Genomic DNA, 18,149 nt, shown 5'->3' with positions numbered 1-18,149 from the left:
ATTTTGTAACTTTTAGACGTATAGTTTAAAACTATATGTCTGCCTATCTAATAACAATTTGCGAAATCAAATAAAGTGTGAGATACTATTACAGTATTATTTTTAAAGGAGAATGAATCATGAAAATTAAAAAATGGTTAGGCGTAGCAGCTATCGCTACAGTAGCAGGCCTTGCACTTGCAGCTTGCGGAAATTCAGACAAGAAAGCAGACAATACAACTACAGTTAAAATCGCAACTGTTAACCGTAGCGGTTCAGAAGAAGCACGCTGGGACAAAGTCCAAGAATTGGTTGAAAAAGACGGAATTAAATTGGAATTCACAGAGTTTACAGACTACTCACAACCAAATAAAGCAACTGCTGATGGTGAAGTAGATTTGAACGCTTTCCAACACTACAACTTCTTGAACAACTGGAACAAAGAAAACGGTAAAGACCTTGTAGCGATTGCAGATACGTATATCTCACCAATTCGCCTTTACTCAGGTAAAAACGGTGAAGAAAACAAGTACACTAAAGTGGAAGAAATCCCAAATAACGGTGAAATCGCAATTCCGAACGATGCTACTAACGAAAGCCGTGCCCTTTACCTTCTTCAATCAGCTGGTTTGATTAAATTGGATGTTTCAGGAACTGAACTTGCTACAATCGCAAACATCAAAGAAAATCCAAAGAACTTGAAAATCACTGAGTTGGACGCTAGCCAAACAGCTCGTTCATTGACTTCAGTTGATGCAGCAGTTGTAAACAACACTTTTGTTACAGAAGCAAAATTGGACTACAAGAAAGCACTCTTTAAAGAGCAAGCTGACGAAAACTCAAAACAATGGTACAACATCATCGTTGCGAAAAAAGATTGGGAATCATCACCTAAAGCTGATGCAATCAAGAAAATTATCGCAGCTTACCATACTGATGAAGTGAAAAAAGTTATCGAAGAAACATCAGACGGTTTGGATCAACCAGTTTGGTAATAAGAAACAGGGAGGTGGGAGAGAAAATTCCACCTCTTGCTTTTGTATAGAGCATGGATTGTCAGGAAGAGTAGTTCATAGAAAGGTAGAGAGAATATGGTTTTTCCTAGCGAACAAGAACAGATTGAAAAATTTGAAAAGGATCATGTGGCCCAGCATTATTTTGAGGTTTTGCGTACCTTGATTTCTAAGAAATCGGTCTTTGCCCAGCAGGTTGGACTTAAGGAAGTTGCAAATTATCTGGGTGAGATTTTCAAACGTGTTGGGGCTGAAGTGGAGATTGATGAGACTTATACGGCTCCTTTTGTCATGGCGCATTTCAAGAGTTCGCGTCCAGATGCCAAAACCTTGATTTTCTATAACCACTATGACACTGTGCCAGCGGACGGAGATCAAGTGTGGACAGAGGATCCCTTTACGCTTTCGGTCCGCAATGGCTTCATGTATGGGCGTGGGGTTGATGATGATAAGGGACATATCACAGCTCGTTTGAGTGCTTTGAGAAAGTATATGCAGCACCATGATGATCTGCCTGTCAATATCAGTTTTATCATGGAGGGAGCGGAGGAATCGGCTTCGACAGACCTAGACAAGTATCTGGAAAAACATGCGGATAAACTCCGTGGTGCGGATTTATTGGTCTGGGAACAAGGGACCAAAAATGCCTTGGAACAGCTAGAAATTTCTGGTGGAAATAAGGGGATTGTAACCTTTGATGCCAAGGTAAAAAGTGCGGATGTGGATATCCATTCGAGTTATGGTGGGGTTGTGGAATCAGCTCCTTGGTATCTCCTTCAAGCTTTACAGTCTCTTCGCGCTGCAGATGGACGTATCTTGGTTGAAGGCTTGTACGAAGAAGTACAAGTGCCAAATGAACGTGAATTGGCCTTGGTTGATACCTACGCCCAACGAAATCCAGGGGAAATCAGCCAGATTTATGGTTTGGAATTGCCTCTCTTACAAGAGGATCGTGCAGCCTTCCTAAAACGTTTCTTTTTCGAGCCAGCTCTTAATATCGAAGGGATTCAGTCAGGCTATCAAGGGCAAGGGGTTAAAACGATTTTGCCAGCAGAAGCCAGTGCTAAGTTAGAAGTTCGTTTGGTTCCTGGCCTAGAACCGTATGATGTTCTGGAAAAAATTCGGAAACAGCTAGACAAAAATGGCTTTGATAAGGTAGAATTATACTATACCTTGGGAGAGATGAGCTATCGAAGCGACATGAGCGCGCCAGCCATTCTCAATGTGATCGAGTTGGCCAAGAAATTCTATCCACAGGGCGTTTCAGTCTTGCCGACAACAGCGGGGACAGGGCCTATGCATACGGTCTTTGATGCCTTAGAAGTACCTATGGTTGCCTTTGGTCTAGGAAATGCTAATAGCCGAGACCATGGTGGAGACGAGAATGTACGAATCGCCGATTATTACACCCATATTGAATTAGTAGAGGAGCTGATTAGAAGCTATGAGTAGAGATATTATCAAGTTAGATCAGATCGATGTGACTTTTCACCAAAAGAAAAGAACTATAACAGCGGTCAAGGATGTGACTATTCACATCCAAGAAGGGGATATCTACGGAATCGTTGGATATTCTGGAGCAGGGAAATCAACCCTTGTACGGGTGATTAACCTCTTGCAAAAGCCATCTGCAGGCAAAATTACCATCGATGACGATGTGATTTTTGATGGCAAGGTGACCTTGACGGCCGAGCAGTTGCGTCGTAAACGTCAAGATATCGGAATGATTTTCCAGCACTTTAACCTGATGAGTCAAAAGACGGCAGAGGAGAATGTGGCCTTTGCCCTCAAACACTCTGGACTCAGCAAGGAAGAAAAGAAGGCCAAAGTAGCTAAGTTGTTGGACTTGGTGGGCTTGGCTGACCGTGCCGAAAACTATCCTTCACAACTATCTGGAGGTCAAAAACAACGTGTGGCTATTGCGCGTGCCTTGGCCAATGATCCAAAAATCTTGATTTCAGACGAGTCAACTTCAGCTCTTGATCCAAAGACAACGAAACAAATCTTGTCACTCTTGCAAGAATTGAACCGTAAACTAGGTTTGACCATTGTCCTGATTACACACGAGATGCAGATTGTCAAAGACATTGCTAACCGTGTAGCAGTGATGCAGGATGGTCGATTGATTGAAGAAGGTAGCGTTCTTGAAATCTTCTCAGATCCTAAGCAACCATTGACTCAGGACTTTATCTCAACTGCGACAGGTATTGATGAAGCAATGGTCAAGATTGAGAAACAAGAAATCGTAGAGCACTTATCTGAAAATAGCATTTTGGTACAACTCAAGTATGCAGGAGCTTCTACAGATGAGCCACTTTTGAATGAATTGTACAAGCACTACCAAGTAACAGCCAATATTCTTTATGGGAACATTGAAATTTTGGATGGTACTCCTGTGGGTGAACTTGTGGTTGTCTTGTCAGGAGAAAAAGAAGCCTTGGCAAGCGCTCAAGACGCCATCTGTCAGGCTGGTGTGCAACTAAAAGTATTGAAGGGAGGACAGTAAGATGGCAGAATTGATTAAAGCATACTTACCAAACGTCTATAAGATGGGTTGGTCTGGTCAAGCTGGCTGGGGCACAGCAATCTACTTGACCCTTTATATGACGGTTCTTTCCTTCATCATCGGAGGTTTCCTAGGGCTGGTTGCAGGGCTTTTCCTTGTCTTGACAGCTCCAGGTGGTGTCTTGGAAAATAAAGTTGTTTTCTGGATTTTAGACAAGATTACCTCTATCTTCCGTGCGGTGCCATTCATCATTCTCTTGGCTGTCTTGTCACCCTTCTCTCATCTAATAGTAGGGACAAGTATCGGACCAAATGCGGCTATTGTACCCCTATCTTTTGCAGTCTTTGCCTTCTTTGCTCGTCAGGTGCAAGTAGTCTTGGCTGAGCTAGATGGTGGTGTCATCGAGGCAGCTCAAGCTAGCGGAGCTACTTTCTGGGACATCGTAGGTGTTTACCTATCGGAAGGTCTACCAGACTTGATCCGTGTGACAACTGTGACCTTGATCTCACTAGTCGGTGAAACAGCTATGGCGGGAGCGGTCGGAGCAGGTGGTATCGGTAACGTAGCTATCGCCTATGGATTTAACCGTTTCAATCATGATGTAACAGTCCTTGCGACACTCATCATTATCCTAATTATCTTTACAATCCAATTCTCGGGAGACTTCTTGACCAAGAAATTAAGCCATAAATAAAAAAAGAGTTAAGTGGCTCTCAGATTGAAGAAAAAGTCAATTTTGGACAATTTTCTTCAATCTTTTTCTTTTATTAGAGAAAATAAAAAAACTCTTAAAAATAGCATGTATCAGCATTTCTAAGAGTTTTCATTATATGGTAGCCAACCCTTTATAGGGGCAATTTTTTAATTACTGATAGAGTTTGTCTGCGTTATGAGAGATGGCTGGATCTATTTATAAATGATATTTGTTATTCAAGTGGAATAAACTTTTGGAAGTATGGTATAATGAGAAAGCATATTTCGATATGACTAAGGTAGTAATCTATCTGTAGAGAATTATGAAATGATAAAGGAGTTCGGCTAGTATGAATTATTTTGAGGGGAATGAGTTTTTCCTTCTATTGTTTGTAGTTTTACTGATTGGCTTTGTTTTAAACTACTTTGGCAAGCGTAAGGATTATTATATTTTAAGTCTGTCAATTTTATTTGCAGGAGCCATCTATGGTAAGAGCAAAGCCATGGTTGTTTATCTATTGGCTTTCATCATTTACCAGTATTTTCTGGTTTTCATAGCGCAAAAAATGGATTCAAAACGGTTGAAGCCACTGGTTATCTTATCCATTTTACCTTTAGTGGTCAATAAAGTCTTTGCCTTAACCCAGCTACATTTGTTGGCTTTTATTGGGATTTCTTATATGTCCTTTAAAACTATCCAAATCATGCTGGAAATATCGGATGGTTTAATCAAAGAAAAAATCAGTGTAAAAGATTATCTTCAGTTTCTACTCTTTTTCCCTACAGTTAGTTCGGGACCAATCGATCGTAGCAGAAGATTTCTAAAAGAGATCAATGAAGTCATGCCTAGAAAAGACTACCTAGAGTTAGCAGGTGATGGTATTTATCGCATTGTTCTAGGCCTTCTCTACAAGGTGGTTCTATCAACCTATGTTTACCAGATGCTACTTACTCTAAGCAATACTGGTACAGTTGTCTATTCACTCAAATATATGTACTTGTATACACTCTATCTGTTTTTTGACTTTGCGGGTTATAGTTTGATGGCTGTTGGAAGTAGTAATATTTTGGGCATTCAGACACCGATGAATTTCAATAAACCTTTCTTGAGTGTTGATATCAAGGATTTCTGGACTAGATGGCACATCACCTTGTCAACTTGGTTGAGAGATTTTGTATTTTCAAGAGTTTTGATGCAGGTTATCAGAAAAAAATGGTTTAAGAATAGATTGCACAATGCAGCCTATGCCTATATGGTCAATATGCTGGTCATGGGATTTTGGCATGGAATTAGTATCAGCTATATCGCTTATGGATTTTACCATGGAGTTCTGATGTCTGGATTTGAAATTTATCAAAAGAAAAGCACTTTTTATAAGAAACATAAGAATAAAACTTGGTACAAACTAATGAGTTGGTTTGTGACCATGAATTTAGTTATGGTTGGTTTCTTTATCTTTTCAGGAGAACCTTATAAGATAGTCAGGACAATTTTAAGTAGATAAAGAAATTTAAAGAAATCTGCTAAATCAAGGAGATTGGACAAAACAAGATGATTAAGTTAAAAGCATTTTTACTATCGCTTGTGCTCGTAATTGCGACACTTGCCCTTTTAAATGTTACATATGTCAAGAAGGTTGATGATTATTATAAAGTCAAGGACAATAGTATTCGCTACAGCACTTCTTATGAAAAGTATAAAAGTAGAGATATTCTAACAAATAATATCACTCCCAACACACTAGTTCTACTGGGTTCCTCAGAGTTAGTTGCGACGATAAATGAGGATTACCATCCCAATAAAATTTTTAACTACAATGATTTTAATATCATGCAGATAGGAACCAGTTATTCTCAAAATATCATTCAAGCTACAACCCTGGGCTCGATTGAAGGAGCTATGAGTAAGCGAAAAGTAGCCATTGTAGAGTCTGTTCAATGGTTTGAAAAGGATGGAACCCATCAAGATGCCTTCTTAAACAAGGCTTCTCAGGAACACATTTTTCACATGCTAGATAATGAGAAAATCAGTAAGGAAACCAAAGAAAAACTGATTAATCGCATTATTGAGATTACCAAAGGGAATAAACAACAGAACGATATCTATAAAAAGTATAAAAGCTATTTTATAGAAGGAAAAGGGACAATCATTGATAAAAAATTATTGGAACTTGACAATGCGGTTTATTCCTTCAAGCTTAAACGAAAATTCTATGAAAATCATGCCAAATCAGATTATCCTTCATTAGGGGATAAAACACCTGACTATAATTGGGAGCAGCTGACAGATCAATTTGTAGCAGAAGTTAAAAAGAAAACAGACAATAATGATTACGCTGTGGATAACAACTACTACAATACTTATTTGAGAGATCGCTATGCTTCATTAAAAGATTCTAATAAAGATTTGAGCTACCTGGAGTCACCAGAGTATTCAGATATGGAACTCTTCTTAACAGTTGCTAAGGAATTGGGAATTGAAGTTGAAGTTATTATACTCCCAGTAAATGGTAAGTGGAATGATTACACAGGTGTCTCACGAGAAATGCGTGAGAAAACTTATAAAAAAATAGAAAATGTTGCCAAAAGCCATGGTGCTACTGTGTTAAACTATGGAAATAAAGAGTATGAAGATTACTTTTTATTTGACGTGATGCACGTTGGGGTGAAAGGATGGATGGAAGTTGAAAAAGAACTTTACAAATTTGCAAATGAAACTAACTGACACACAACGTTTACTATTGTGGACCTTGTTTTTCTACACGGTTATTTTAAGCATCGTAATCTACTGTTTTGTGACCGATTTTTCGAACATTCAAGATTTCATCTATAGTGAATTTTAAATATTTCCTTAAACAAAGCCCCTTGTCTCAAATAAATATTAGAGACAAGGGGCTTTGTTTGTTACTGTTTATGTGTTAATTTCTTACTCAGCGCTTGTCCGATCAAGGCACCAAGTAAAGCACCAATGAGGACACTTGCTACAAAGAAAAGGATGGTAGTGAGATTTGGTGCAACCATGATGCGGTCGATATAGTCCTGGGATTTTCCACGAGCTACTAGAGTTGCGATATAGGCTTGAGGTGCCAACCACATGAGTAGGATGGGACCAGTGGTGCCAAAAGCAAAAACTAGGAAGGAAAGAAGGTTCTTGACCTTATCTTTGTAGTGGCCAAGATGAGCAATGCCATCTGCTGCAAGACCGCATATGATTCCTGGAAGAAAGGCACCAGCACCATGCTTGCTTCCGAGGAAAAATAGAGAAATTACAAGTCCAATCGTAGTAATCGCTCCAAAACGAGGCACTTTTTCTAAAAGGATCATATAGACGCTACCGCCCACAAGAGCAGAAAAGGCAGGGGCGTAAAACATATTTCCAGTGTGGTCGACAAGGTTTCCTAGTAGAACACCCACTCCGATACAGAGAAAGTAGACAAGGGCAGCTACAAGGGTCGTCAAGATATTCTTTTTCATAAGTTCTCCTTCGTATATCTGATGTTATTCATTGTATCATGCCTGTGGCAGATTGTAAATGCTGGTTTGGAACTAGTATTTATTAGGAAATGTGGTAAAATAGGAAAAAATAAAAGACGAGTGGTAAGAGTATGAAGAATTTAGGAAAAGTTTTTAAAGAGCTACGAGAATCAAGAAAAATTTCTTTGAGAAAAGCAACAGGTGGACGATTTTCAGCATCCTTATTGTCGCGTTTTGAAAATGGTCAGAGTGAAATATCTGCTCCAAAGTTAATCACAGCTTTGGAGAATATTCATGCGAGTATGGAAGAATTGTTATTTTTGGCGAGAGGTTTTCATCAGGATGCCTATTCTGAATTTAGAAACAGAATAGTTGAGGCTATTGACCCTCAAGATTTGACATCCTTGCGCACTCTCTACCAGAGAGAGTATCAACAACTTCCTTTTTCAAAAGATAGACAGCAACACATTCTCAATGCTATTTTAATAAAATCCTATATGAAAGCCATTGATGAGACGGTTACATTGACCGCTGAGGAAGAAAGAGTCCTACATGATTATCTATTTTCTGTCGAAATTTGGGGACACTATGAATTGTTGTTCTTTTCTTCCTGCTCTCCTCTTTTGTCGGTCCAGCTTTTTACAAAGTACACTCGAGAAATGTTGCGGAAGTCAGATTTCTTGCAAGGAGTTGGGAAAAATCGAAATATGATGCACACCTTGCTCCTCAATGCTTTTATGGCCTGTATTGAAATTGATGATTTTACCAATGCCCTCTATTTTAAAAAACAAATTGAAAAGAACTTCTTTGAAGAAAATGAAACCTATTTTCGAATAGTCTACCTCTGGGCAGAAGGTTTGCTTGATAGTAAGCAAGGAAGAGCAGAGGAAGGGCAGAGAAAGATGGAGGACGCTCTCCGTATTTTCGATATGATTGGTTGTAGCAGATCTGCTGACTATTATAGAAGCGCCATGAAGTGTTGAATATCTGCAACTAGATAAAATAACTTGAAACGATAGGACTGTGAAGATACTGATTAGCATTAGATAAATTCTATCGTTTTCGTTATCAGTTTAGTCTGTTGCATATATTCAAAAATATCTTCTCGTAAGATTCTTGATGCTATACTAGAGCTACCATAAAAGTAGTATGTGCGAAAGAGAGGAATCTATATGAAACTATTACTAAGAAATCAAGCATACAGAGTTTTGAGTTTATCACGATTTTTCAATGCTTTTGGAGCTTCCATTTTTAATTTAGTATTTGTGGTCTATGCCTCAACTTTGCCAGAGGCTTCTGTTGCTGTTGCCATGGCTAATGTTGTGATGATGCTTCCAACTCTTTTTACAGTTTTTGTGGGCATTCGGGCAGATTATACCAAGGACAAGGTCAAATGGATGACCTATGTCGGTTTATTTCAGGCGGTTTTATTTTTTCTAGCAGCCCTAGTTGTTCAGCAAGCTAGTTTCTTTGCCTTTTCGACCCTTTGCCTCATCAATGTCATTAGTGATGTAGCCAGTGATTTTGCTGGTGGCTTGCGAATGCCTCTCGATAAAGAAAAGGTAGCAGAGTCAGATCTGATGGAGGCCTATTCCTTTTCTCAGTTTATTACCTACATCTCTGCGATTGGCGGCCAAGCTTTTGGAGTTTGGCTATTAGGGGTGTCAACACAGAACTTTTCGCTCGTAGCGGGAATCAATGCTATATTTTTCCTAGTGTCAGCTCTCATTCTCTTTTTAGGAAGGGCTGAATTAAGCTTATCAACTCCACTTGGTGATAGTAAATCACTGAAAAATGAGAAACTTTCTATCAAAGATCAGTTTTTAACGATTTACCGAAACTTACGTCTCGTTTTTCTTAAAAGTAGACAGAAAAACTTTGGTTTTATGCTCTTTGCTATCTTGCTTATCAATGCTTTGGGTGGTGCCTTAGGTGGTATCTATAACATCTTCCTTTTAAATCATTCCTTACTGAATTTTTCCTACAAGGATGCATTGTTTATCTTACAATTGATTACCTTATTAGCAGTTATCATCAGTAGTCTTACGGGAAATGACTATTTTGGGAAGCAATCTTTGCCTAGATTGATGATGTGGGTCACATTAGGAGCCAGTCTAGTTGGTCTATCTAATTTGTTAAACCAAGTCTTGCTTGGGATGCTTTTCGTCTTTTTTACTATGTATATCTCTGGTAAAATTTCCCCTAAAATTAGTGCTCTGCTCATGAAAAATCTTGCTCCAGAGGTTCTCTCTCGTACCAGTAATTTTTTAGGTTTGTTGTTTACTCTATCTATACCAGTGGGGACGGCCAGTTTTTCACTGGTGGCAGTATGGGATATACAGTTAACATGGGCTCTGTTTGTTGGGCTTTCCTTGATTGCGATTCTCCTAGCTAGTCTTAATCTCAAAAATGAAATTTAGGTGCTAGTCTTCTTTTCACACTGTCGCTATCCCTTCATTTATGGTAAAATAGGACTATTAAGTTATAAAGAGGATTCCCTATGAAATTACAAAAACCAAAAGGAACGCAGGATATTTTACCTGCTGAGTCTGCCAAATGGCAGTACGTTGAAGGCTTTGCGCGTGAAATCTTCAAACGCTACAACTACGCAGAAGTGCGTACCCCAATTTTTGAGCACTACGAAGTCATCAGTCGTTCTGTCGGAGATACGACTGATATCGTAACCAAGGAAATGTATGATTTCTATGACAAGGGTGACCGTCATATTACCCTCCGTCCAGAAGGAACTGCGCCAGTTGTTCGTTCTTATGTAGAAAACAAACTCTTCGCACCAGAAGTTCAAAAACCAAGTAAGTTCTACTACATGGGGCCAATGTTCCGCTATGAGCGCCCACAAGCAGGTCGTTTACGCCAATTCCACCAGATTGGTGTGGAGTGCTTTGGCTCTAGCAATCCAGCTACCGATGTAGAAACTATCGCTATGGCAGCCCACTTCTTGAAAGAAATTGGCATACAAGGTGTTAAATTGCACCTCAACACTCTTGGAAATCCTGAGAGCCGTGCGGCTTACCGTCAGGCCTTGATTGACTACTTGACACCGCTCAAGGAGACCTTGTCTAAGGATAGCCAACGTCGCTTGGAGGAAAATCCTCTTCGTGTCTTGGACTCTAAGGAGAAAGAAGACAAGGTGGCAGTGGAGAGTGCACCATCTATCTTGGATTTCCTTGATGAAGAAAGTCAAGCTCACTTTGATGCTGTTCGTCAGATGTTGGAAAATCTCGGAGTAGATTATATCATCGATACCAACATGGTGCGTGGTTTGGACTACTATAACCACACGATTTTTGAGTTTATCACAGAAATCGAGGGCAATGAATTGACAGTCTGTGCAGGTGGTCGCTATGATGGCTTGGTTGCTTACTTCGGCGGTCCTGAGACTGCTGGATTTGGTTTTGGACTTGGTGTTGAGCGTCTTCTTTTAGTCCTTGAAAAACAAGGTGTAGCACTTCCTATCGAAAACGCCCTAGATGTTTATATCGCAGTTTTGGGCGAAGGGGCAAATGTCAAGGCTTTGGAATTAGTACAGGCTCTTCGCCAACAAGGATTCAAAGCAGAGCGTGATTACCTCAACCGTAAGCTCAAAGCTCAGTTCAAGTCAGCTGATGTCTTTGCGGCTAAGACCCTCATCACCCTAGGAGAGAGTGAAGTCGAAAGCGGACAAGTGGCAGTTAAGAATAACCAAACTCGAGAAGAAGTTCAAGTTTCGCTTGGTGCTATCAGTCAAAATTTCTCAGAAACCTTTGAAAAACTAGGATTTTAATAACACATAAACTGGTCAGGATTTTACTCCTGACCGTTTTCTTTTGCAAAATGACAAAAATCATAAACTTTTTGACAAATATGTTTGTCAAAAAGAAAAAGATGTGTTACAATATAATCAAGTTAAGAGAAAAGGAGAAAGGAACAATTATGTGGGCATTAGGATTTGTACCTCTTGTGTTTATGTTTTATCTCTATCATACCCAAAGGGTCAAGAAACTAGAGAATAAAATCAAAAGAATTGAGCAAAAACTGAAAGGAAATAAAGAAATGTCAAGATTATTAAAAGAATTGATTGGGAAAAAACCAACAATCTTTGGACAAGTTTTTGGGACAGACAATTGGGAAGTTGTAGATGTTGATGAGGAGTGGGTCAAGCTACGCCGTGTAAATAAAAAAGGAAAAGAAAATTCAAGTTGCAACGTATTGAGGATATCCAAGCTGTTGAATTTGACGGAGAGTAGGTGTGTAACATGCAACTAAAAAACCGTCTAAAAGAGCTTCGGGCTCGTGATGGTCTCAATCAAACCGACCTAGCCAAACTGGCAGGGGTTTCCAGACAGACTATTAGCCTATTAGAACGGGATGAGTACACCCCATCCATTATCATTGCCCTGAAAATATCTCAAATTTTCAACGAAACAGTCGAATCGGTATTTCGCTTAGAGGAGGATGAGTGATGAATAAGTTTAAAGTGATTTATTACATGAGTGTTCTTGCCCTTTATGTGAATGCTTTTGCTATGATTGGAACATTACTGGGGTGGTTTTATTTTGATGAAAGTAAGTATTTGTTTTGGCTTAATTTAGCCCTCTTGTCCATTTTCAATCGGTTGAAGAAAAAGGAGAAAAATGATGAACAAGTATAAAGTGATTTATTATGTAGTTGCCATAGCTTTATTAGTCAGCGTATTTCTACTGATTGGGATGGACTTAGGATGGTTTAATCCGTATCAAAGCGACCAATTTATTTGGGCCTACTTTGCTCTCATCCCAGTAATTGACTGGATTGAAAAGAAATCCAAAAATCTAGCAAGTGAAAAAGGAGAATGAATATGAAAGAGTTTTTAGCAGGTTTTCAAGTAGATACTGAGAACAAAGAACTTGCAGGTGTCTGTGCAGGTATAGGAAATTATTTTAACATCCAGACCAATATCGTTCGTTTGGTGACGCTCTTCTTATTCCTCTCTTCGACGGAAATTGGGATTATAACAGTTGTTCTCTATGCTTATCTAGCAGGTTGGCTAGGTAAAGAGCCATTAGGAGATGGAGCGAAAAAAGCAAGAAACCAAGCTATTCTATTGTTTGCTGTTTGTTTGCTTTTGGTGTCGCTTGAAGCAGAAGGTTTGACAGCTATTTTTGAATCAGGGAAAGCCTTTGGTCAATGGTTGGTTGGATTGTTTTAGAAAGAGGTTAAAAGATGGAAAAGAAACGTGGATTACTATTATTTTTAGCAGCTGTTGTCTTTGGAGGTTTCTTGGGCGGTTTTGTAGGGATGTATAAGGCCGGTGCCGAATCCTACGAAGTTATTTTAGATGTAAAAGTCTTGATACCCTGGATATCAACTATTTGTTTACTGTTAGGTTTCATTAGCATTCTTTTAACTTTCAATTTCTTAAAGAAAAGCAGAAAATTTCATTCCTTGTATCAAGAGGAAATGGATGATGATCTGAATGAAACCTATTATGTGCAAATGTATCGGAATCTCGAGTTTGGAACCATTGCTTTTAATATTACAAGCGTAGCGATTTTATTGGCTCTCTTCATTTCAGCAAGTGAAGTGGTTATACTAAATAGAAGCAATCTAACCTTATCTCTTTCTTTTTTGGGATTAGTATTGATTTTTAATGTTCAAAAATATTTTTATAAAACCATTGCGATTGTTCGCCAGTTTGATATGGTATTTTTCTCTATGCCAAAGGATATCTTAGGTTATGTCAATTCTTACGATGAAGGGGAGCGCCAGGCTAATTTGGAACAGAGTTTTCGGATTTTATTCCAATTACATCAGTATGTCTTGCCAGCTTTGTACTTTCTGATTGCTCTCTTTTCCTTACTGACAGGAGAGATTCAGTTACTAGCCTTCTTGCTTGTCGGAGCTATCCATGTTTATATCAATGTGATGCAGTTACCTATGGTGAAACGCTATTTCAAATAGGAAAGATCACTGAAACTACTTAAGGTTATTGGCTAGTTTAGATAGAGGTCAGAAAATGAAAAATAATCGTAAATGGTTGAGAGTAGTAGTGTGTATGTTAAGTGCTTTTGTAGGAGCCTTTGCTTACACTCTTAGAGGTATAGCTGAACAGATTCAAATGTCACAAGTCTTACACACTGTTTATGGACTTGCTCTCGTTATTGGAGGAATTTCCTTCGTTTTAGCCATGTATTATCTTGGTAAAAGTCGAGAAGTTTATACTCTTTATCAAAGGGGGACAGAGGAAGAAGATAGTGATCAGACCGATGTAAGAGCCTATCGTTACTTAGATTATGGTTCGGTTTCTTCAAACGTTTTGATGATAGCAATGATGACCAGTGGGATCATACTGATTTCTCCGATATTTAAGAATACCTTGCTAATTCTTCCTGCTCTTATTCTATTATGCTTATACATTATTGTTGCCAATTACTTGTTGCGAACTATTTTTATCGTTCGACACTATAAACTGTCTGTTTATTACACTCCAAAAGATATTTTAGCCTATCTTAACAGTTATGATGAGGGAGAAAAGCAGGCAGAGATGGAAAGTGCCTATTTAACTCTGTTTAGGCTGGATCAAATTATACTGCCCGCACTCTATATTTTATTGATAGTATTATCAGTTATTTTACGAGAAATACAAATAGTTGCCTTAGTTCTTTTGATTATCATCCATCTTTATATAACTATCGCACAATTAAGAAAAACAAAACGTTATTTTAAATAGGAGTCTTTTATGAAAACACTTAAAAACATTGGCTGGTTTGTTCTTGCTTTCTTATCATTTTTGTTTATCTATGGTTTTATTCAGACTTTACCTCTGATTGCTCTTGGTTCAGGTGCACCTATAGTCGGTGTTCTTCCGCTTTATATTCTATTAGCAGGAGCTTTTACCTTCTTAACATACAAGTGGTATAAGACAGGAACTGTTACGATAGAAAAAACGGGCCTTAACAAATACATCTGGTTGCCTGCCTTGGTATGGGTCCTTATCATTGTTGTACAAAATTTCTTACCAAATGATCCATCTGTCAGTCAACAGACGGCAGAACAATTGACTCATAATCAACCTCTCTTCTCTTTCTTCATGATTGTTGTCTTTGCACCCCTGACAGAAGAGTTGACCTTTAGAGGTCTGTTAGCTCGTTATGTCTTCCCTCAGCAGGATAACGTCAAGCAGACAGTACTCTTTCTTCTTGTAAGTACTATCATTTTTGCCCTTGTTCATTTCCCTGGCACTCCTCAACAATTCCTAGTGTATGGTTCCCTCGGTTTGAGCTTGGGCTTGGCATATATCAGCAAAGGTGGTTTGGCATACAGCATTGCTTTACATGCTTTAAATAATTTAATCGGATTTTTAATGATTCTCATGCTATAATAGACTCAGGAGGAAGTCATGAAACGAGTGATATTATTAGCAGTGATTCAGGCAGTTGTACTCTTCTTCATTATTGGAGCGCTTGCCTATGCTTTTAAAGGGGATTTCTTTTATAACCATCTAGCAGTTATCTTTGCACCAATCGCAGGTATTATGCGATTTGCGACAGCCTATGCAACGGAGATTGTTCTCCCTAAAAAGGCTGCAGAGATTGCTGAGAAGCGAAAAAAATAAAGAAATACCAAGTAAAATAAGATCCAGCGAATGACTTTGCTGGATTTTTTCATTTATAGCAGGATTCTTCTCAACTTTTCTGATGATTTTCATGAAGAGCCTGCGCTTTTATGGTAAAATAGTAACAGAATAAAAGAGGAGAGAAACAATGAAACGTAGTATGTATGCTGGTCGTGTTCGTGAGGAACACATCGGACAAGAAATGACCTTGAAAGGATGGGTTGGCCGTCGTCGTGACCTTGGTGGTTTGATCTTTATCGACCTTCGTGACCGTGAAGGAATCATGCAGTTGGTTATCAACCCTGAAAAAGTCTCTGCAGAGGTCATGACAACAGCTGAAAGTCTTCGTAGCGAATTTGTTATCGAGGTGACTGGTCAGGTCGCTGCGCGTGAGCAAGCCAATGATAAGTTGCCAACTGGTGCAGTTGAGTTAAACGTGACAGCTTTGACAGTGCTTAATACAGCTAAAACAACACCATTTGAGATTAAGGATGGCATTGAGGCTAATGACGATACGCGTTTGCGTTACCGTTATCTTGACCTTCGTCGTCCAGAAATGTTGGAAAATCTTAAACTTCGTGCTAAGGTGACCCACTCTATCCGCAACTACTTAGATGAGCTCGAGTTTATCGACGTGGAGACACCATTCCTTTCTAAGTCAACGCCAGAAGGAGCGCGTGACTATTTGGTACCATCTCGTGTCAATAAAGGGCATTTTTACGCCCTTCCTCAGAGTCCACAGATTACCAAACAGTTGTTGATGAATGCTGGTTTTGACCGTTACTACCAAATCGTTAAATGCTTCCGTGACGAGGACTTGCGTGGAGACCGTCAGCCTGAGTTTACCCAGGTCGACTTGGAAACATCATTCTTGACTGAGCAAGAAATCCAAGACATCACAGAAGGCTTGATTGCGCGCGTCATGAAGGAAACAAAAGGCATCGAAGTAACACTGCCATTCCCTCGTATGAAATACGATGATGCTATGGCTCTTTATGGTTCTGACAAACCTGATACGCGTTTTGACATGTTGCTTCAGGACTTGACAGAAGTGGTCAAAGGTGTGGACTTTAAAGTCTTTACAGAAGCACCTGCTGTAAAAGCCATTGTGGTCAAAGGAGCTGCGGACAACTATTCACGTAAAGATATTGACAAGATGACTGAAGTAGCTAAACAGTATGGTGCTAAAGGTCTTGCTTGGGTCAAGGTAGTTGATGGAGAATTAAATGGACCAGTTGCTAAATTCTTGACTGGTATTCAAGCAGACTTGACCGCCGCGCTTGCTCTTGAAGATAAGGACTTGGTTCTCTTTGTAGCTGATACACTTGAAGTGGCTAATGCAACACTTGGTGCCCTTCGTGGACGTATTGCCAAAGAACTTGCCTTGATTGATACTGACAAGTTCAACTTCCTTTGGGTTGTTGACTGGCCAATGTTTGAATGGTCAGAAGAAGAAGGCCGTTATATGAGTGCCCACCATCCATTTACCCTTCCTCAAGCAGAAACTGCTCATGAGCTTGAAGGTGATTTGGCTAAGGTTCGTGCCATTGCTTATGATATCGTCTTGAATGGTTATGAACTTGGTGGTGGTAGTCTTCGTATCAACCAAAAAGAACTTCAAGAACGTATGTTCAAAGCTCTTGGTTTCTCAGCTGAAGAAGCAAATGACCAGTTTGGTTTCCTTTTGGAAGCCATGGACTATGGATTCCCACCACACGGTGGATTGGCCATCGGTCTTGATCGTTTTGTCATGTTGCTCGCTGGAGAAGAAAATATCCGTGAAGTCATTGCCTTTCCTAAGAACAACAAGGCAACTGACCCAATGACGCAAGCACCATCAACAGTAGCTCTTAAACAACTAGAGGAACTTAATCTACAAGTAGAACAAGATGAAACAAACGAAACTAACTAAAAAGTGGTACCATTATCTTCGTCGCTTTGCGTATCGAGTAAAGATTTTGCGTGTTTTACAAAGTATTTCTCGAGAAAAATACGATGAAAAAATCTCAGCTTCTCTGGTATATGGTTTTCTATCAGCAGTAGCCGTCAATTTCTTCTTCCAACCAGGGCACGTTTATTCAAGTGGTGCGACAGGTTTGGCCCAGATTATATCTGCCCTTAGTAACCACTGGTTTGGTTTTCATTTCCCGATTTCAGTAGCCTTTTATGCCATCAATATTCCTCTCATGATTTTGGCCTGGTATCAAATTGGACATAAGTTCACAATTTTTACCTTTATCACGGTATCTATGAGCTCGCTCTTTATCCAGTTTGTGCCTGTGGTGATCTTAACAGAGGATCCAATCATCAATGCCCTTTTTGGGGGTGTTGTCATGGGACTGGGGATTGGCTTTGCTTTACGTCATAACATCTCCAGTGGTGGAACAGACATTGTCAGCTTAACCATTCGTAAGAAGACTGGTCGTAACGTCGGAAGTATATCTTTCTTGGTTAATGGTACAATCATGTTGATTGCAGGGGTGACCTTTGGTTGGAAATATGCCCTTTATTCCATGATTACCATCTTTGTCTCAAGTCGTGTGACAGATGCAGTTTTCACCAAGCAAAAACGCATGCAGGCTATGATTGTCACTAGCAATCCAGATGCCGTCATTGAGAAGATCCATAATAAATTGCACCGTGGAGCAACCATGATCCATGATGCTGAAGGAACTTATAATCACCAGCGTAAGGCTGTTTTGATTACGGTTATCACTCGTGCAGAGTTCAATGATTTTAAATTAATCATGAAGCAAGTCGATCCAACAGCCTTTGTTTCTGTTTCAGAAAATGTTCATATCCTAGGCCGATTTGTCGAAGTCGAAAACTAAAGATTTCAGGACATCTTCAAATTCCATTAGTGATACCTTGCTCTAGTTTACTAATAGTTATT

The 18,149-nt window shown here is 39.4% G+C and carries 20 protein-coding genes and 1 pseudogene; 20 read left to right on the top strand and 1 reads right to left on the bottom strand.

The window, feature by feature from the left end; all coding sequences use genetic code 11:
• Window positions 1-119 precede the first annotated feature (119 nt).
• The 6 genes from O3658_RS04770 (at window position 120) to dltD (ending at window position 6,916) form a co-directional block, all read left to right on the top strand.
• The gene (locus O3658_RS04770) at window positions 120-974 is read left to right on the top strand and encodes a MetQ/NlpA family ABC transporter substrate-binding protein (RefSeq protein ID WP_000694516.1); all 855 of its coding nucleotides are present in this window, start codon (window positions 120-122) and stop codon (window positions 972-974) included.
• Window positions 975-1,070: 96 nt separating this feature from the next.
• Complete coding sequence (locus O3658_RS04765; RefSeq protein WP_371559644.1) at window positions 1,071-2,444, top strand: M20/M25/M40 family metallo-hydrolase; 1,374 nt, start codon at window positions 1,071-1,073, stop codon at window positions 2,442-2,444.
• The gene (locus tag O3658_RS04760; RefSeq protein WP_371559642.1) at window positions 2,437-3,498 is read left to right on the top strand and encodes a methionine ABC transporter ATP-binding protein; all 1,062 of its coding nucleotides are present in this window, start codon (window positions 2,437-2,439) and stop codon (window positions 3,496-3,498) included. The genes O3658_RS04765 and O3658_RS04760 overlap by 8 nt, the downstream gene beginning before the upstream one ends.
• Before the next feature lies 1 nt (window position 3,499).
• Entirely contained in the window at window positions 3,500-4,192 is a 693-nt protein-coding gene (locus O3658_RS04755) for a methionine ABC transporter permease (RefSeq protein WP_371559640.1), read from the top strand.
• 349 nt (window positions 4,193-4,541) lie between these two features.
• A complete protein-coding gene (gene dltB / locus O3658_RS04750) occupies window positions 4,542-5,696 on the top strand; it encodes a D-alanyl-lipoteichoic acid biosynthesis protein DltB (RefSeq protein ID WP_371559638.1) in 1,155 nt (384 codons plus the stop codon).
• A 47-nt stretch (window positions 5,697-5,743) separates the two neighbouring features.
• Window positions 5,744-6,916, top strand: a complete 1,173-nt coding sequence (gene dltD / locus O3658_RS04745) for a D-alanyl-lipoteichoic acid biosynthesis protein DltD (protein WP_371559637.1) — start codon at window positions 5,744-5,746, stop codon at window positions 6,914-6,916.
• A gap of 179 nt (window positions 6,917-7,095) precedes the next feature.
• On the opposite strand, the gene O3658_RS04740 is transcribed toward dltD, so the two are convergent.
• Window positions 7,096-7,665, bottom strand: a complete 570-nt coding sequence (locus O3658_RS04740) for an MptD family putative ECF transporter S component (RefSeq protein WP_371559635.1) — start codon at window positions 7,663-7,665, stop codon at window positions 7,096-7,098.
• Between the two features lie 131 nt (window positions 7,666-7,796).
• On the opposite strand from O3658_RS04740, the gene O3658_RS04735 reads away from it, so the two are divergent.
• The 14 genes and pseudogenes from O3658_RS04735 to O3658_RS04670 all read left to right on the top strand — a co-directional run bounded on the left by O3658_RS04735 (window position 7,797) and on the right by O3658_RS04670 (window position 18,087).
• Entirely contained in the window at window positions 7,797-8,648 is an 852-nt protein-coding gene (locus O3658_RS04735; RefSeq protein ID WP_371559633.1) for an Rgg/GadR/MutR family transcriptional regulator, read from the top strand.
• 189 nt (window positions 8,649-8,837) lie between these two features.
• Window positions 8,838-10,085, top strand: coding sequence for a transporter (locus O3658_RS04730; protein WP_371559631.1), 1,248 nt, complete (start codon window positions 8,838-8,840; stop codon window positions 10,083-10,085).
• Window positions 10,086-10,165: 80 nt separating this feature from the next.
• Window positions 10,166-11,446, top strand: coding sequence for a histidine--tRNA ligase (gene hisS / locus O3658_RS04725; RefSeq protein WP_371559629.1), 1,281 nt, complete (start codon window positions 10,166-10,168; stop codon window positions 11,444-11,446).
• A gap of 149 nt (window positions 11,447-11,595) precedes the next feature.
• Window positions 11,596-11,909: pseudogene (locus O3658_RS04720) on the top strand (hypothetical protein).
• 9 nt (window positions 11,910-11,918) lie between these two features.
• Window positions 11,919-12,125 carry a helix-turn-helix transcriptional regulator gene (locus tag O3658_RS04715; RefSeq protein ID WP_001176227.1) on the top strand — a complete coding sequence of 69 codons (207 nt, stop codon included), beginning with the start codon at window positions 11,919-11,921 and terminating at the stop codon, window positions 12,123-12,125.
• Window positions 12,125-12,313 (top strand): hypothetical protein, encoded by a 189-nt coding sequence (locus O3658_RS04710; protein WP_371559625.1) that lies wholly within the window; start codon window positions 12,125-12,127, stop codon window positions 12,311-12,313. The genes O3658_RS04715 and O3658_RS04710 overlap by 1 nt, the downstream gene beginning before the upstream one ends.
• Window positions 12,300-12,497 carry a hypothetical protein gene (locus O3658_RS04705; protein WP_301352041.1) on the top strand — a complete coding sequence of 66 codons (198 nt, stop codon included), beginning with the start codon at window positions 12,300-12,302 and terminating at the stop codon, window positions 12,495-12,497. Before O3658_RS04710 ends, O3658_RS04705 begins: the two co-directional genes overlap by 14 nt.
• 2 nt (window positions 12,498-12,499) lie before the next feature.
• Window positions 12,500-12,850: a PspC domain-containing protein gene (locus O3658_RS04700; protein ID WP_371559623.1), complete on the top strand. Its 351-nt coding sequence runs from the start codon at window positions 12,500-12,502 to the stop codon at window positions 12,848-12,850.
• A 14-nt stretch (window positions 12,851-12,864) separates the two neighbouring features.
• Window positions 12,865-13,602 carry a DUF3169 family protein gene (locus O3658_RS04695; RefSeq protein ID WP_371559621.1) on the top strand — a complete coding sequence of 246 codons (738 nt, stop codon included), beginning with the start codon at window positions 12,865-12,867 and terminating at the stop codon, window positions 13,600-13,602.
• A gap of 55 nt (window positions 13,603-13,657) precedes the next feature.
• The gene (locus O3658_RS04690; protein ID WP_371559620.1) at window positions 13,658-14,371 is read left to right on the top strand and encodes a DUF3169 family protein; all 714 of its coding nucleotides are present in this window, start codon (window positions 13,658-13,660) and stop codon (window positions 14,369-14,371) included.
• Between the two features lie 9 nt (window positions 14,372-14,380).
• Complete coding sequence (locus tag O3658_RS04685) at window positions 14,381-15,022, top strand: CPBP family intramembrane glutamic endopeptidase (RefSeq protein WP_153224585.1); 642 nt, start codon at window positions 14,381-14,383, stop codon at window positions 15,020-15,022.
• 18 nt (window positions 15,023-15,040) lie between these two features.
• On the top strand, window positions 15,041-15,256 hold the full coding sequence (locus O3658_RS04680; RefSeq protein ID WP_060955102.1) for a hypothetical protein: 216 nt from the start codon (window positions 15,041-15,043) through the stop codon (window positions 15,254-15,256).
• Window positions 15,257-15,404: 148 nt separating this feature from the next.
• The gene (aspS, locus tag O3658_RS04675; RefSeq protein ID WP_371559618.1) at window positions 15,405-17,168 is read left to right on the top strand and encodes an aspartate--tRNA ligase; all 1,764 of its coding nucleotides are present in this window, start codon (window positions 15,405-15,407) and stop codon (window positions 17,166-17,168) included.
• A complete protein-coding gene (locus tag O3658_RS04670) occupies window positions 17,146-18,087 on the top strand; it encodes a YitT family protein (protein WP_281335256.1) in 942 nt (313 codons plus the stop codon). Before aspS ends, O3658_RS04670 begins: the two co-directional genes overlap by 23 nt.
• The last annotated feature ends 62 nt before the right edge of the window (window positions 18,088-18,149 follow it).

The sequence above is a fragment of the Streptococcus sp. 27098_8_69 genome, assembly GCF_041432445.1.
Lineage (GTDB): Bacteria > Bacillota > Bacilli > Lactobacillales > Streptococcaceae > Streptococcus.
This window is presented reverse-complemented; position numbering and strand designations above follow the sequence as displayed.

What these genes read in the sequence shown, in the direction of transcription:
- O3658_RS04770 (WP_000694516.1), top strand. Translation starts at nt 120, where the DNA reads ATGAAAATTAAAAAATGGTTAGGCGTAGCAGCTATCGCTACAGTAGCA.
- O3658_RS04765 (WP_371559644.1), top strand. Translation starts at nt 1,071, where the DNA reads ATGGTTTTTCCTAGCGAACAAGAACAGATTGAAAAATTTGAAAAGGAT.
- O3658_RS04760 (WP_371559642.1), top strand. Translation starts at nt 2,437, where the DNA reads ATGAGTAGAGATATTATCAAGTTAGATCAGATCGATGTGACTTTTCAC.
- O3658_RS04755 (WP_371559640.1), top strand. Translation starts at nt 3,500, where the DNA reads ATGGCAGAATTGATTAAAGCATACTTACCAAACGTCTATAAGATGGGT.
- dltB (WP_371559638.1), top strand. Translation starts at nt 4,542, where the DNA reads ATGAATTATTTTGAGGGGAATGAGTTTTTCCTTCTATTGTTTGTAGTT.
- dltD (WP_371559637.1), top strand. Translation starts at nt 5,744, where the DNA reads ATGATTAAGTTAAAAGCATTTTTACTATCGCTTGTGCTCGTAATTGCG.
- O3658_RS04740 (WP_371559635.1), bottom strand. Translation starts at nt 7,665, where the DNA reads ATGAAAAAGAATATCTTGACGACCCTTGTAGCTGCCCTTGTCTACTTT.
- O3658_RS04735 (WP_371559633.1), top strand. Translation starts at nt 7,797, where the DNA reads ATGAAGAATTTAGGAAAAGTTTTTAAAGAGCTACGAGAATCAAGAAAA.
- O3658_RS04730 (WP_371559631.1), top strand. Translation starts at nt 8,838, where the DNA reads ATGAAACTATTACTAAGAAATCAAGCATACAGAGTTTTGAGTTTATCA.
- hisS (WP_371559629.1), top strand. Translation starts at nt 10,166, where the DNA reads ATGAAATTACAAAAACCAAAAGGAACGCAGGATATTTTACCTGCTGAG.
- O3658_RS04715 (WP_001176227.1), top strand. Translation starts at nt 11,919, where the DNA reads ATGCAACTAAAAAACCGTCTAAAAGAGCTTCGGGCTCGTGATGGTCTC.
- O3658_RS04710 (WP_371559625.1), top strand. Translation starts at nt 12,125, where the DNA reads ATGAATAAGTTTAAAGTGATTTATTACATGAGTGTTCTTGCCCTTTAT.
- O3658_RS04705 (WP_301352041.1), top strand. Translation starts at nt 12,300, where the DNA reads ATGAACAAGTATAAAGTGATTTATTATGTAGTTGCCATAGCTTTATTA.
- O3658_RS04700 (WP_371559623.1), top strand. Translation starts at nt 12,500, where the DNA reads ATGAAAGAGTTTTTAGCAGGTTTTCAAGTAGATACTGAGAACAAAGAA.
- O3658_RS04695 (WP_371559621.1), top strand. Translation starts at nt 12,865, where the DNA reads ATGGAAAAGAAACGTGGATTACTATTATTTTTAGCAGCTGTTGTCTTT.
- O3658_RS04690 (WP_371559620.1), top strand. Translation starts at nt 13,658, where the DNA reads ATGAAAAATAATCGTAAATGGTTGAGAGTAGTAGTGTGTATGTTAAGT.
- O3658_RS04685 (WP_153224585.1), top strand. Translation starts at nt 14,381, where the DNA reads ATGAAAACACTTAAAAACATTGGCTGGTTTGTTCTTGCTTTCTTATCA.
- O3658_RS04680 (WP_060955102.1), top strand. Translation starts at nt 15,041, where the DNA reads ATGAAACGAGTGATATTATTAGCAGTGATTCAGGCAGTTGTACTCTTC.
- aspS (WP_371559618.1), top strand. Translation starts at nt 15,405, where the DNA reads ATGAAACGTAGTATGTATGCTGGTCGTGTTCGTGAGGAACACATCGGA.
- O3658_RS04670 (WP_281335256.1), top strand. Translation starts at nt 17,146, where the DNA reads ATGAAACAAACGAAACTAACTAAAAAGTGGTACCATTATCTTCGTCGC.